We start from the raw sequence: 12,724 nt of genomic DNA on the forward strand, positions 1-12,724 counted from the left end.
TTACTTGCAGGAAAAGAATAAAATAGGACAAATAAATTTGATTAGTGGTTACTTCCTTCTACAAATATCCATATTTAGTGGTAATTAAAATGATTTGAATCTCTTGACTTTAGGTTTTCCTTTTCGCTGAATTAACTAGATTTGTCTAGGAAATATTGGACAGAAGAATGACTACCTTTATAACACTTCAGAAAACAAAGTGCTATAAAAGTAGACGTTCTTTAATACTGAATTGAACTGAGTTTGCTGAGGTTTCCATCGTATCACCTTGTTTGAACGCTAGATTTTCATCTGCAACGAACTTTTAACATGTCATGCTTGTCCAACATGCTGAAAAAACTTAGGGAAGGAATTGTACTACTGACATAACCTTAATTACTCGTAACCTAATATAATCTTTCTTATTCGTTGCTACCTGTACCGTAGTACACCAAGCAACCAGCCGAACCGTTAATGGTCGTTCTCACCTAGACTTCTAACAACGTAAACAAGGAAACGTTATCTGTTAGGACGCTTAATTTTATGACATTGGCTTAGCTAACCTGTTCAAGTGTTTATCGTGGTGTTAGGTCATTCCCACGTTCGGAAATTGCTGTACACTAGCTAAAAAAGACAATAGGGAACTAGACCTCTTGCATTATATTTTTGAAAAATTTATAATGGAGGTGCTGAATGTACGGAATTTCCGTTATTTAGTTTTGAATTTGAATTTTGGTCACCTATTGCCGTAGGTGGCTTTTTTCCTATTTATATATCTATCGTATTTAAAGGATTAAACTTGTCGTTTTGTTCTTTTAAGTCATTTCCCCACATAGCTGCGTATCTTTCAGTTACTACTATGGACGAATGTCTCATTAACCTTTGAACCGCAAATGTACTCATTCCCGATTGGATACAGCGTTGACAAAATGTATGTCTAAATGTATGACTGGAAAGACGTACATCTTTAAAATTCATAATCTTAGCTAGACGTTTAAAGACGTTTTGTACTGCATTAGGAGTTAGTTGTTTATTAGTACGGTTTGAAAAAACGTATTCTGAAAGTCCTTTTTCTACAAAAATCTGTTCGCAAAATGTTTTGTATGTCGCTAACTCCATAATTACCTTATCGGCAACAGGAATAGATTCTCTTTTACGACTTTTCCCAAATACAGATAAAGTTTGATATTTGAAGTCAATATCAGTCCACTTTAGGGAACATAATTCAGATTGTCTCAACCCTGTACCAAGTAAAACAACGATAATGGAATAGTCACGATATGCGTAAAAGGTTTTTTCACGCTGTTTAATCCTTCTATAGTAGTTAAGCATTTGTTTAATGTGATAATCAGTAAATACATCAATACGTACATCTTCTCGTGCTTTCTGTATTTTCTTAGCAGGATTATTCTTAATGACTTCACATTCAATCATATAATTAAGAAAAGCACGAATACGTTGCAACTTAGAGTTTGTAGTGGTTGCGTTGTTTCCTTTCTTTTGATAATGCAAGATATATCGCTTCATAATACTTGTAGTAATATCCTCGACATTGATAACATCATGTTCTAAACAGAAATTTTCAAACTGTTTCAGAATATCCCGATAGCTTTGTAGCGTTTTCGGTGTAACATTCTTAAACTCTCTATCGTCCAAAAAATCAAGGACAGCAAATTTTAACAACAAAAAACCACCCCGCATTTTTTTGCGAAGTGGTTTTCGTTTAGTCGTACCGGTTTGGTAATGACCATAACATTTTTAATTGTTAAGAAACGTACTCAAACCCTTGATATAACTAACTGTATGACCCCGGAGAGGCTCGAACTCACGACCTCCACCCTGTCAAGGTGGCGCTCTCCCTGCTGAGCTACGGGATCTTCAAAAATACTTATGTAATAGCATCTTTAATAATAATGCTAAAGCAATTATATATAATTAACTGAAATTTTACAATATTTATACAGGAAGTTTTTAAAGATGGATCTTGTACAATCATGCTAGAAGTGAATAAAGGAATAATTAATAAGAAGGAAACTGAATAGAAAGTAGGTTTTAAATGTAGAGGTTATATTATTTACGATATTTATCCAAAGGGTTTTCATCGCTTAAATCAACAAGTAAAGGACATAAGAATAGCAAAGGTAAAGCAGCATTAGCATGATGAAAGGTATCGTTAGAAAGGTATTGCCTTCCAAAACAATACGGACAATCTTTTTCAAATGTCACAAGTATCGACCATACATCTTTTATTTTCCACTTCGTCTTACAATATGTACAATGTGCCATAGAATTCCTCCTCATTTTTAGTTTTTTTAATATATTCCATTTGATTGTACGAAAGCAAAGTGTATTTGATGTGATAAAATGAAAGTTGTGTTGTTTTTATACGGATGTATTTAGTAATGTATGACAAATTGTATAACGTGTGATGGCTATGTAGAATAAGGGATTTTCACTTTCGATATTCAAATTGGCCAATATATCCTTTTTACAATTTACTTAAAATCATGTATAACAGAGATACAAGATTTTTTTACCCCGCATTAACGGGCAGTAAGATCCCCGCTCAAAATTCAGCGAAAGCAAAGAAGTTAGGTGGGAGATCAACTGCCCGTAAAAGCCCGATTGGTGAAGGCTAATAATCCGTGGGGGATGAAGAAAATCCCCACGGATTAAAGTTTAACTTTATAAATATTCAAGAGTAGAGGGAGAATTATTGTAATGGTAAGAAAAACGTTCAAGATGCGCGTTTCTAGAAATAGAACGATTTCGATTAATGGCTCGATTCTTGATGTAGATGTTACGCATGATGAGTTTTTGCAAGAGCTTGTTGAGTGGGTCGATTCTAAAGGTTGGTCATTTATGGGGATGACGGATGAGATTACGCCTGAGGAAGCAAGTCAGAAGTTAATAGATTCGTTAATTGATGAGAAGGATAAGAAAGAGTAATTCCTTCTTATTTTTATTGTATAATTATGTCCTTTATCGTAAAAATATGATATAGTAAAAAATAGTGATTTTTCTTCCAATTTAATACAAATTACATATAGATTGGTAGATTCATTTTTTATTTGTAGGAGTAAAGTGAAAAGGGAGAGTCATATGGTAAATTTCAAGAAAATTTTGGTTTTTATTACAGTTATTAGTTTGTTTTTATTGACACCTATGACGTTGCGTGCTGAGACGAATATTGGAGTGAATCCGGAGCAAGTGGCACCACCACCTAAGGAAGGGCCAAATGTTTTTAGTCAGTTTGCAGCTACGATTGATGCGAAAACAGGTGATTTGTTGTATGACAAAAATGCACATCATCGTGCGTATCCAGCTAGTGTGACGAAAGTGTTAACAGCGATTTTGTTAATGGAGCATACGAAGCCAGAGGATCAGTTTACATTTTCGCAATTAGCATTAGATCAAGAGAAGAGCAATTATCAAATTGAGTTTCAACCCGGTGAGACGGTGAATAGAAATACCGCGCTTATGATTTTAATGGTGTTAAGTGCGAATGATGTGTCGTATGCGATTGCAGAGCATATTGGTGGAAGTGTTGAGAATTTTGCTAATATGATGAATGAAAAGGCAAAACAGTTAGGTGCTACAGATAGTCACTTTGTAACACCAAATGGACTGCATGATCCGAACCATTATACGACGCCGTATGATATCGCTATGATTACGAGAGGTGTGCAAAAGTATCCTGAAATTTTGCAAGCGATGAATACGAAAAGAACGACAGTTACTACATCTAGGCAGACGGTGTCTATTTTTAATAAATCTATTTATTTTGAGAACCCATATAGTATCGGCGGTAAGACGGGGTTTACGAATGAGGCACGTAATACGCTCGTTTTATTAAATGAGAAAGATGGAAATCGTATTATAAATGTAGTAATGGCTTCTCAAAGACCTGAAATCTATGAGGATTTAAAGCAGATGGCGGAATATTCTTTTGGGCAATTTACGAAACAAACGGTGCTAGATAAACATAGTTGGCATCAAAAGACAACGTATTTAAATAAAGATATTGATAGCGAACTTGAAAAAAGTGCAGAGCTTGTGCTTAAGAAAGATGAAGGGAAAAATGTGAAAACTATTTTTCGGGCCGCTTCATTAGATAAAGACTCTTTGTATCATAAGGGAATCCATCGTGGTGAGGTAGTTGGTGCAGTCGATATTACGAAAAATAATCAAACAATTGCGACGATAAATGTTCTTTCAAAAGAAGATGTTACTTTTGCGATGCCTAAAAAGGATACAATTGAGCCTGAAATAACAGAGTCAAATGTGAAAGTGATAAGTATTGGGATAGGTGCGATTGTATTAGTTGGAGTCATTTTATATGCTGTGGTGCGCCATAATAGACAAGGAATAAAATCAGAAGAAAAGTAAAAAAGCATGAGGACTGTGAAGAGATTTTGTCACAGTCTTTTTTATATACGGAAAAGAAGTTTAACTAATAATTGTAAATTTTCTTATTGCAATAACTCGAAGTTCGTTATATCATTTACTTGTGTTCTTGTTAAAGAACACAAGAAGCATTGCATACTTCAAATAATATAAAACAACGGAGAGGGAGAGAGACGATGAAATTAATTTGGAAGATAATTAGCAACGCGATCTCATTTGTTTTATTTGCATTGATGGTTTTCTTAGCTTTTGTAGTCATTTCTTCAAAAGCGAGCGGTGGGGATCCGACAGTGATGGGATATCAGTTTAAGAGCGTTCTTTCAGGATCGATGGAACCGACGTTTTTAACAGGATCAATCATTGCAATAGAGCCAAAGAAAGATGGTTCTAAATATGAAAAAGGTGATGTTATTACCTTTAAAGAGAAAGATCAAAAAATTATCACTCACCGTATTATCGGTGTGAAAGATACAAATGGAAAAGTAATGTATGAAACAAAAGGGGATAACAACAACGGACCAGATTTAGAACCAGTACTTGCAGAAAATGTAGTTGGGAAATATGCAGATATTACAGTTCCGTACGTTGGTTATTTACTGAATTATGCGAATTCAAAAGCGGGAGCAGCATTACTTCTTATTATTCCAGGCGTCTTTTTACTTGGTTATTCCGCGATTTCTATTTTTGGCGCTATTCGTAGCATTGACGGAGAAAAGAAAGATAAAAAAGTAGAACAATCCGTCTAGATCGTTTGGTTATACTTTCCGTTTAGGAAGTTAACAAATATATATATATTAAGGGGATATGGACATGACTTTAAAGAAAAAGTTAGGAATGGGTATCACATCAGCAGTACTAGGAGCAGCATTAGTTGGTGGAGGAACATTTGCGTTTTTCAGTGATAAAGAAGTGTCAAACAATACATTTGCGGCTGGTACACTTGATTTAGCATTAAATCCATCAACAGTTGTTAATGTATCGAATTTAAAACCTGGTGATACAATTGAAAAAGAATTTAAACTAGAAAATAAAGGCTCCTTAAATATTAAAAAGGTTCTACTGAAAACAGATTATAATGTAGAAGATGTAAAGAAAGATAATAAAGATGATTTTGGTAAACATATTAAAGTAACATTCTTAAAAAATGTAGATAAGCATGAGACAATTGTGAAACAAACTACATTAGATAAATTGAAGGGTGACACACTTACAGCCGTAGATAATGATTTAGCTGCTTGGTTCTGGGATGAAAAAGGTATTTCTGCAGGTAAATCTGATAAATTCAAAGTGAAATTTGAGTTCGTTGATAATGGGAAAGATCAAAATCAATTCCAAGGCGATAAGTTACAATTAAATTGGACGTTTGATGCACAACAAACAGCAGGTGAAGAAAGATAATAATAAAAAAGGGCTATCATATGGATAGCCCTTTTTTTATTTTTCTAGTATATAGCTATCATTTTATATAGTTCTTTATTATAATAAAGATAATGTTCTGTATAAAGAACGGAATGTTCGATGGGAGAGATTAAGATGCTGAAAAGACCACGTAATTTAAAAAAGATGCTTATATTGCCGTGTATGTGCTCTATTACGTTTTATTTAGGATCTCAAGTTATGACGCATACAGAAGCGGCATTCATTCATGAAACGAAAGTAGAAGCGAGTATTTCTACAGCAATTATATTTCCGAAAACAGTTACTACATTAAAAGAACAGGCTGAGCAACATAAAAAGTTTATTGAGCATGAGTATGGAACAATGAAGGGGAAACTGAAAGTAACTTCTATTGAAGAAATAAAACAGGCAATTTCTGTATGGCAACAAGGTCGTGAGAAAATTGTTTCTGAGAAGGAAGCCTTGCAAAATGTATATACTGAAATAGAAGCTCCTTACAACCAAATACAGGAAGAATTAAAAGTAACTAAAGATGAGTCGATTCAAAAAGTAGCCTTATATGTGAATGAAGGCTTTCAGATTATAAAAGAGAAGCGAGATTATATTGAGAAAGAAGTTAGTTTGAAAGCTATTGATGAGCAAATTCAGGCTCTACAGCAACAATTAAACGTTGCACTTGAAGCGGAAGGACAAAAGAAAGTAGAAGAACAAAAGAAAGTAGAAGAACAGAAGAAAGTAGAAGAACAGAAGAAAGCAGAAGAACAAAAGAAAGCAGAAGAACAGAAGAAAGCAGAAGAACAGAAGAAAGCAGAAGAACAGAAGAAAGCAGAAGAACAGAAGAAAGCAGAAGAACAGAAGAAAGCAGAAGAACAGAAGAAAGCAGAAGAACAAAAGAAGGCAGAAGAACAAAAGAAAGTAGAAGAACAGAAAAAGCTAGAAGAGCAGAAGAAAGCAGAGGAACAGAAAAAATAGAAACAGATAAAAGCGGGGTAACTGCTTTAGTGAAACAGCTGGAAAACAAGAATGTGGTGCAAGAGATAACGAGCGAATAAGCAAAACGATTAATGTTTTATAGGAGTGTGAGGGAACGTTAGCCCTCACCTCTTTGTCTTTCTTTTTTCTTATAATATGAAATGTATTTGCGTGTGAAAAAAGTTATAAATTAGTATAAAGTAGTATATATTATTTTCTGAAAAATCGAAATAATATTGAGAAATAAAAATAATTGAAAATACTAAAAAATGTTGTTGTATTTACATAAGTTTGTTCGTTATAATGAACTTAAGGTTTTTGAAAAAGAACAAATATTAGCATCGCTAATATAGTTTTATTTACATCTCTTAATTTATATGAGAGATAGCAATGTAAAAATACAAAAAACAGCTAGGGGGAATTGATTGTGAGTCTGAAAAAGAAATTAGGTATGGGAGTTGCATCAGCAGCATTGGGGTTATCTTTAATTGGTGGAGGAACGTTTGCATTCTTTAGCGATAAAGAAGTATCAAATAATACATTTGCAGCTGGGACGTTAGATCTTACATTAAACCCTAAAACGCTTGTGGATATTAAAGATTTAAAACCAGGGGATTCTGTTAAGAAAGAGTTCTTACTAAAGAACGATGGTTCGTTAACAATTAAAGACGTTAAATTAGCAACAAAGTATACTGTGAAAGATGCAAAAAATGATAATGCTGGGGAAGACTTTGGCAAGCACATTAAAGTAAAATTTATTTGGAACTGGGATAAACAAAGTGAGCCTGTATATGAAACAACTTTAGCAGACTTACAAAATGCGGATCCAGATCTTTTAGCTAAAGACATCTTTGCTCCTGAGTGGGGAGAAAAAGGTGGATTAGAAGCTGGTACAGAGGATTATCTATGGGTACAATTTGTATTCGAAGATAATGGTCAAGACCAAAATAAATTCCAAGGTGATACATTGAATTTAGAGTGGACATTCAATGCTAACCAAGAAGCTGGGGAAGAAAAATAAAAAAAAAGCGGGTATCCCCCGCTTTTTTTTATAAAGAAAAAGAAGTGCCAGTTTGTAAGCACTCCTTTTTATATATTATTTTTGATTTTTCTTCCACTGTGTAAATTCAAGAAATTCACGAAACTGTTCTTTAGAGACACCAGAGTTCATTGCGTCTTTAACGAGCTGTGTCCAATCGGAGTCTAGGCGAGCTTCCTTTTCTGTTTCGTCATGAAGTAAAGTATCAACTGGAATTTGTAGAACTGCTGCGATTTTTTCAAGAAACTGAATGGAAGGGTTTTTTTGTAAATTTCGTTCTATAGAACTAATGTAAGATTTAGCAACACCAGCTTTTTCGGCAAGTTCAGTTAATGAAATACCTTTTTGTAAACGAAGGCGTTTTATACGTTCTCCAATCATGTTTGCGCACCTTTCTATCAATATGTCGTCGTCTTATGATGTCATTATTATAACATAAACTTCGTTAAAAAGAACAAGGCTATTGAGCTTGACTTGATGGCTTCATACGTTGGAAAAAGTGTTCGATATCTTGTAGGGCGATACCAGCATCTAGAGCTTCAAGTATTAAATCAATCCATTCTTGATCCAGTGTGTCCGTCTTATCTTTGTACAATTGTAATTCCTCCCTAATTATCGGTCATAACTGCTGCTACAGAATAAATGATAATAAAACCGAATTTTTTATTTTATGTATCGAATTATCAAATATTGTGTAGGTAAAACAAAGATAAAATCCCCATTAAACTCCCTCGATGGAAATAATTATAAATTGTTCGATAAAAACTTTCAATATTTTCAGAAAACATTGTTGAATTGTGATATATCCGTATACTAACTATGAAATTTTTACAAATATATTAAAAAAATTACATAATATAACTAAATATTGAAAAAATATTGAATTTTTAATAAAATTCAAATTGTAATACATATTATTTATTAGGGGAGGAAATAAGGGATGAACAAGAAACCATTCAAAGTATTATCATCAATTGCTTTGACAGCTGTATTAGGTCTTTCATTTAGCACGGGCACTCAGTCTGTGTACGCTGAAACGCCTGGGAATAAAGCAGCTACGAGCCCAGTTGATGACCATTTAATTCCAGAAGAGCGTTTAGCAGATGCACTGAAAAAGCGTGGGGTAATTGATTCGTCAGCTTCAGAGAAAGAAACAAAGAAAGCTGTCGAAAAGTATGTAGAGAACAAAAAGGGTGAAAATCCTGGGAAAGAAGCAACGAATGGGGATCAACTTACGAAAGAAGCATCAGACTTTTTAAAGAAAGTGAAAGATGCGAAAGCAGACACGAAAGAAAAACTAAATCAGCCAGCAACAGGGACACCTGCAGCGACAGGCCCAGTTAAAGGCGGATTAAATGGTAAAGTACCAACTTCTCCAGCAAAACAAAAAGCATATAACGGCGATGTTCGTAAAGATAAGGTACTTGTTTTACTTGTAGAGTACGCTGACTTTAAACATAACAACATTGATAAAGAACCTGGTTATATGTATTCGGAAGACTTTAACAAAGAACACTATGAAAAAATGTTATTCGGTGATGAGCCATTCGCATTAGAGGATGGAAGCAAAATCGAAACGTTTAAACAATATTACGAAGAGCAATCCGGTGGTAGTTACACAGTGGACGGAACAGTTACAAAATGGTTAACAGTTCCTGGTAAAGCTGCTGATTACGGTGCAGATGCTGCTACAGGCCATGATAATAAAGGACCAAAAGGACCACGTGATCTAGTAAAAGATGCATTAAAAGCAGCTGTAGATAGCGGTCTTGATTTATCACAGTTTGATCAGTTCGATCAATACGATGTAAATGGTGATGGAAATCAAAATCAACCGGATGGTTTAATCGATCACTTAATGATTATTCATGCGGGTGTTGGACAAGAAGCTGGCGGTGGTAAATTAGGTGATGATGCAATTTGGTCACATCGCTGGACAGTTGGACCAAAGCCGTTCGCAATTGAAGGTACGCAAGCGAAAGTTCCATATTGGGGCGGAAAGATGGCAGCATTCGACTACACAATTGAACCAGAAGATGGTGCGGTTGGTGTATTCGCGCATGAATATGGTCATGATTTAGGTCTTCCAGATGAGTATGATACAGACTATACGGGTCATGGTGAGCCAATTCAAGCTTGGTCTGTTATGAGTGGCGGTAGCTGGGCTGGTAAAATCGCTGGAACAACGCCAACAAGTTTCTCACCACAAAATAAAGAGTTTTTCCAAAAAACAATCGGTGGTAACTGGGCAAATATCGTAGAAGTAGATTACGAGAAATTAAATAAAGGTATTGGTCTAGCAACATATTTAGACCAAAGTGTTACGAAATCTAACCGACCAGGTATGATTCGTGTTAACTTACCAGATAAAGATGTAAAAACAATTGAGCCAGCATTTGGTAAACAGTATTACTACAGCACAAAAGGTGACAATCTTCACACGAAAATGGAAACACCACTGTTTGATTTAACAAATGCAACGAATGCGAAATTCGATTTCAAATCATTATATGAGATTGAAGCTGAGTATGATTTCCTTGAAGTACACGCTGTAACAGAAGATGGACAACAAACGTTACTTGAAAGACTTGGCGAGAAAGCAAATAGCGGAAATGCAGATTCGACAAATGGAAAATGGATTGATAAATCATATGATTTAAGTCAATTCAAAGGTAAGAAAGTAAAATTAACATTTGAGTACATTACAGATGGTGGTTTAGCATTAAATGGTTTCCTACTTGATAATGCATCATTAACAGTAGATGGTAAAGTTGCATTCTCAGATGATGCAGAAGGTACATCACAATTTAAATTAGATGGTTTCGTTGTTTCTAGCGGAACAGAGAAGAAAAAACATAACTACTATGTAGAGTGGAGAAACCATACTGGATCAGATAGCGCATTGAAATTTGCTCGCGGTCCAGAATATAACTCAGGTATGGTTGTATGGTATGCAGACTCAGCTTACTCAGATAACTGGGTTGGTTTACATCCAGGACACGGTTTCCTTGGTGTAGTTGATTCTCATCCAGAAGCAATTGTAGGAACTTTAAATGGTAAGCCGACAATTGACAGTAGTACACGATTCCAAATCGCTGATGCGGCGTTCTCATTCGACAAAACGCCAGCTTGGCAAGTTGTATCTCCAACGCGTGGAACGTATACGTACAATGGCTTAGCTGGTGTACCGAAGTTTGATGATTCGAAAACGTATATTAATCAACAGATTCCAGATGCAGGACGTATTTTACCGAAGCTTGGTCTTAAGTTTGAAGTAGTAGGACAAGCTGATGATAATTCTGCAGGTGCTGTTCGTTTATACCGTTAATACCGTAAAACTACCGAGAGATTTTCTTTCGGTAGTTTTTTGTGAGCAATGAATTTTATATAAAAGAAAAAATTATATATAATGTAATTTTACGAGTAAAAAAGTTCTATATAAATAATGAAAGAATTGGATAAAAATAGTGGGAGAAGGTGAATAGATGAGCATTTCTTCTATTGTAAATAAACAAAAGCAATATTTTTATAATGGATATACGAGAAGTATAGAAACAAGAAAAAATAATTTAAAAAAGCTTTATGATGGAATTCAGCGTTTTGAAGAAGAGATATTTCAAGCATTGAAATTAGATTTAAATAAGTCAGTTCATGAGGCGTTTACAACGGAAGTGGGATATGCATTAAAAGAAATTTCTTTTCAATTGAAACATATGTCATCGTGGAGTAAACCGAAGCGAGTTCGAACAGCATTAACTCATTTCGGATCGAAGGGGAAGGTAGTACCAGAACCGTATGGTGTGACGCTTATTATTGCGCCATGGAACTATCCGTTTCAGTTAGCAATCGCACCTCTAGTAGGAGCGCTGGCAGCTGGGAATACAGTTGTTTTAAAGCCGTCAGAGTTAACGCCTAACGTTTCAAAAGTGCTTACGAGAATGTTAGAGGAATTATTCCAAGAAGAGCTTGTAGCGGTAATAGAAGGCGGGATAGAAGAGAGTACGGCATTGTTAAAGGAAAGGTTTGATTATATTTTCTTTACAGGTAGTGTTGGTGTTGGAAAAGTTGTGATGGAAGCAGCAGCCAAAGAGTTAACGCCGCTTACGTTAGAACTTGGCGGAAAAAGCCCATGTATTGTACATAAAGATGCAAAAATAGATGTAACAGCAAGGCGGATTGTTTGGGGTAAGTTTTTAAATGCAGGGCAGACATGTGTAGCACCGGATTATATGTACGTTCATTCTTCCGTGAAAGAACAGTTAATCGAGGCGTTAAGACATGAAATTACGGAGCAGTATGGAAAAGAGCCACTGAACAATGACAATTACGTAACAATTGTGAGCGAGCGTCATTTTGAACGATTATGTCGATTCTTACAAGATGGTCAAGTCGTAATTGGCGGGAACTATAAAAAAGATACATTACATATTGAGCCGACAATAGTAACAGATATCACGTGGCAAGATGCTGTTATGGAAGATGAAATTTTTGGTCCGATTTTACCGATTATAGAGTATGACAAAATAGAAGATGTTATTGGCACAATTCAGCAACATCCGAAGCCGTTAGCGCTATATGTATTTTCTGAAAATAAAGAAGTGCAAAAGAAAGTGACGAGTAATATTTCATATGGCGGAGGGTGCATTAATGATGTTGTCTATCATCTTGCAACGCCATATTTACCTTTTGGGGGCGTTGGAAGTAGTGGATTAGGTAGTTATCATGGGAAAGAAAGTTTTCGGACTTTTTCACATTATAAAAGCATTTTAGCCCAATCTACGGCATTCGATATGAAAATTCGTTACTCTTCTACAAAAAGTGCTTTAAAATTCATACGAAAGTTGTTAAAATGATGATGGTGTTTATCAGTAGGCGTAGCCGTATGATAATAGCCCCTTCGCAATGGAAGGGGTTTTTCTGTTCGACATT

12 protein-coding genes and 1 tRNA gene are annotated in these 12,724 nt (G+C 35.1%); 8 read left to right on the plus strand and 5 right to left on the minus strand.

Going from position 1 to position 12,724, the window contains the following annotated elements; translation table 11 throughout:
* Nucleotides 1-747 precede the first annotated feature (747 nt).
* The 3 genes from F0362_RS06565 to F0362_RS06575 all read right to left on the minus strand — a co-directional run bounded on the left by F0362_RS06565 (nucleotide 748) and on the right by F0362_RS06575 (nucleotide 2,265).
* The gene (locus F0362_RS06565) at nucleotides 748-1,665 is read right to left on the minus strand and encodes a tyrosine-type recombinase/integrase (RefSeq protein WP_225990160.1); all 918 of its coding nucleotides are present in this window, start codon (nucleotides 1,663-1,665) and stop codon (nucleotides 748-750) included.
* A 118-nt stretch (nucleotides 1,666-1,783) separates the two neighbouring features.
* Nucleotides 1,784-1,856, minus strand: a tRNA-Val gene (locus F0362_RS06570).
* Nucleotides 1,857-2,049: 193 nt separating this feature from the next.
* Complete coding sequence (locus tag F0362_RS06575) at nucleotides 2,050-2,265, minus strand: hypothetical protein (protein ID WP_000929646.1); 216 nt, start codon at nucleotides 2,263-2,265, stop codon at nucleotides 2,050-2,052.
* Nucleotides 2,266-2,700: 435 nt separating this feature from the next.
* On the opposite strand from F0362_RS06575, the gene F0362_RS06580 reads away from it, so the two are divergent.
* The 6 genes from F0362_RS06580 to calY all read left to right on the plus strand — a co-directional run bounded on the left by F0362_RS06580 (nucleotide 2,701) and on the right by calY (nucleotide 7,777).
* Nucleotides 2,701-2,928, plus strand: a complete 228-nt coding sequence (locus F0362_RS06580; protein ID WP_000251867.1) for a hypothetical protein — start codon at nucleotides 2,701-2,703, stop codon at nucleotides 2,926-2,928.
* 153 nt (nucleotides 2,929-3,081) lie between these two features.
* The gene (locus F0362_RS06585; RefSeq protein WP_000247036.1) at nucleotides 3,082-4,368 is read left to right on the plus strand and encodes a D-alanyl-D-alanine carboxypeptidase family protein; all 1,287 of its coding nucleotides are present in this window, start codon (nucleotides 3,082-3,084) and stop codon (nucleotides 4,366-4,368) included.
* Nucleotides 4,369-4,562: 194 nt separating this feature from the next.
* Nucleotides 4,563-5,132, plus strand: coding sequence for a signal peptidase I SipW (gene sipW, locus F0362_RS06590; RefSeq protein ID WP_000767788.1), 570 nt, complete (start codon nucleotides 4,563-4,565; stop codon nucleotides 5,130-5,132).
* Nucleotides 5,133-5,196: 64 nt separating this feature from the next.
* Nucleotides 5,197-5,784 carry a CalY family protein gene (locus tag F0362_RS06595; protein ID WP_000172853.1) on the plus strand — a complete coding sequence of 196 codons (588 nt, stop codon included), beginning with the start codon at nucleotides 5,197-5,199 and terminating at the stop codon, nucleotides 5,782-5,784.
* A 135-nt stretch (nucleotides 5,785-5,919) separates the two neighbouring features.
* Nucleotides 5,920-6,756: a DUF4047 domain-containing protein gene (locus tag F0362_RS06600; RefSeq protein WP_149889709.1), complete on the plus strand. Its 837-nt coding sequence runs from the start codon at nucleotides 5,920-5,922 to the stop codon at nucleotides 6,754-6,756.
* Between the two features lie 427 nt (nucleotides 6,757-7,183).
* Complete coding sequence (gene calY, locus F0362_RS06605; RefSeq protein ID WP_000053720.1) at nucleotides 7,184-7,777, plus strand: biofilm matrix protein CalY; 594 nt, start codon at nucleotides 7,184-7,186, stop codon at nucleotides 7,775-7,777.
* A gap of 75 nt (nucleotides 7,778-7,852) precedes the next feature.
* Here calY and F0362_RS06610 read toward each other — a convergent pair whose 3' ends face one another.
* Both F0362_RS06610 and F0362_RS06615 read right to left on the minus strand, forming a co-directional pair.
* Nucleotides 7,853-8,176, minus strand: a complete 324-nt coding sequence (locus tag F0362_RS06610) for a helix-turn-helix domain-containing protein (RefSeq protein ID WP_000578872.1) — start codon at nucleotides 8,174-8,176, stop codon at nucleotides 7,853-7,855.
* Nucleotides 8,177-8,255: 79 nt separating this feature from the next.
* Complete coding sequence (locus F0362_RS06615; RefSeq protein ID WP_000276222.1) at nucleotides 8,256-8,390, minus strand: anti-repressor SinI family protein; 135 nt, start codon at nucleotides 8,388-8,390, stop codon at nucleotides 8,256-8,258.
* 345 nt (nucleotides 8,391-8,735) lie between these two features.
* Between F0362_RS06615 and inhA1 the strand changes: the two genes are divergently transcribed.
* Both inhA1 and F0362_RS06625 read left to right on the plus strand, forming a co-directional pair.
* Nucleotides 8,736-11,123: a M6 family metalloprotease immune inhibitor InhA1 gene (gene inhA1, locus F0362_RS06620; protein WP_001035956.1), complete on the plus strand. Its 2,388-nt coding sequence runs from the start codon at nucleotides 8,736-8,738 to the stop codon at nucleotides 11,121-11,123.
* A 157-nt stretch (nucleotides 11,124-11,280) separates the two neighbouring features.
* A complete protein-coding gene (locus F0362_RS06625) occupies nucleotides 11,281-12,648 on the plus strand; it encodes an aldehyde dehydrogenase (RefSeq protein WP_149889710.1) in 1,368 nt (455 codons plus the stop codon).
* Nucleotides 12,649-12,724 lie beyond the last annotated feature (76 nt).

Origin of the sequence: Bacillus sp. BS98, assembly GCF_008432245.1 — a bacterium.
Lineage (GTDB): Bacteria > Bacillota > Bacilli > Bacillales > Bacillaceae_G > Bacillus_A > Bacillus_A toyonensis.

What these genes read in the sequence shown, in the direction of transcription:
- F0362_RS06610 (WP_000578872.1), bottom strand. Translation starts at nt 8,176, where the DNA reads ATGATTGGAGAACGTATAAAACGCCTTCGTTTACAAAAAGGTATTTCA.
- F0362_RS06595 (WP_000172853.1), top strand. Translation starts at nt 5,197, where the DNA reads ATGACTTTAAAGAAAAAGTTAGGAATGGGTATCACATCAGCAGTACTA.
- F0362_RS06600 (WP_149889709.1), top strand. Translation starts at nt 5,920, where the DNA reads ATGCTGAAAAGACCACGTAATTTAAAAAAGATGCTTATATTGCCGTGT.
- F0362_RS06575 (WP_000929646.1), bottom strand. Translation starts at nt 2,265, where the DNA reads ATGGCACATTGTACATATTGTAAGACGAAGTGGAAAATAAAAGATGTA.
- inhA1 (WP_001035956.1), top strand. Translation starts at nt 8,736, where the DNA reads ATGAACAAGAAACCATTCAAAGTATTATCATCAATTGCTTTGACAGCT.
- sipW (WP_000767788.1), top strand. Translation starts at nt 4,563, where the DNA reads ATGAAATTAATTTGGAAGATAATTAGCAACGCGATCTCATTTGTTTTA.
- F0362_RS06585 (WP_000247036.1), top strand. Translation starts at nt 3,082, where the DNA reads ATGGTAAATTTCAAGAAAATTTTGGTTTTTATTACAGTTATTAGTTTG.
- F0362_RS06580 (WP_000251867.1), top strand. Translation starts at nt 2,701, where the DNA reads ATGGTAAGAAAAACGTTCAAGATGCGCGTTTCTAGAAATAGAACGATT.
- F0362_RS06625 (WP_149889710.1), top strand. Translation starts at nt 11,281, where the DNA reads ATGAGCATTTCTTCTATTGTAAATAAACAAAAGCAATATTTTTATAAT.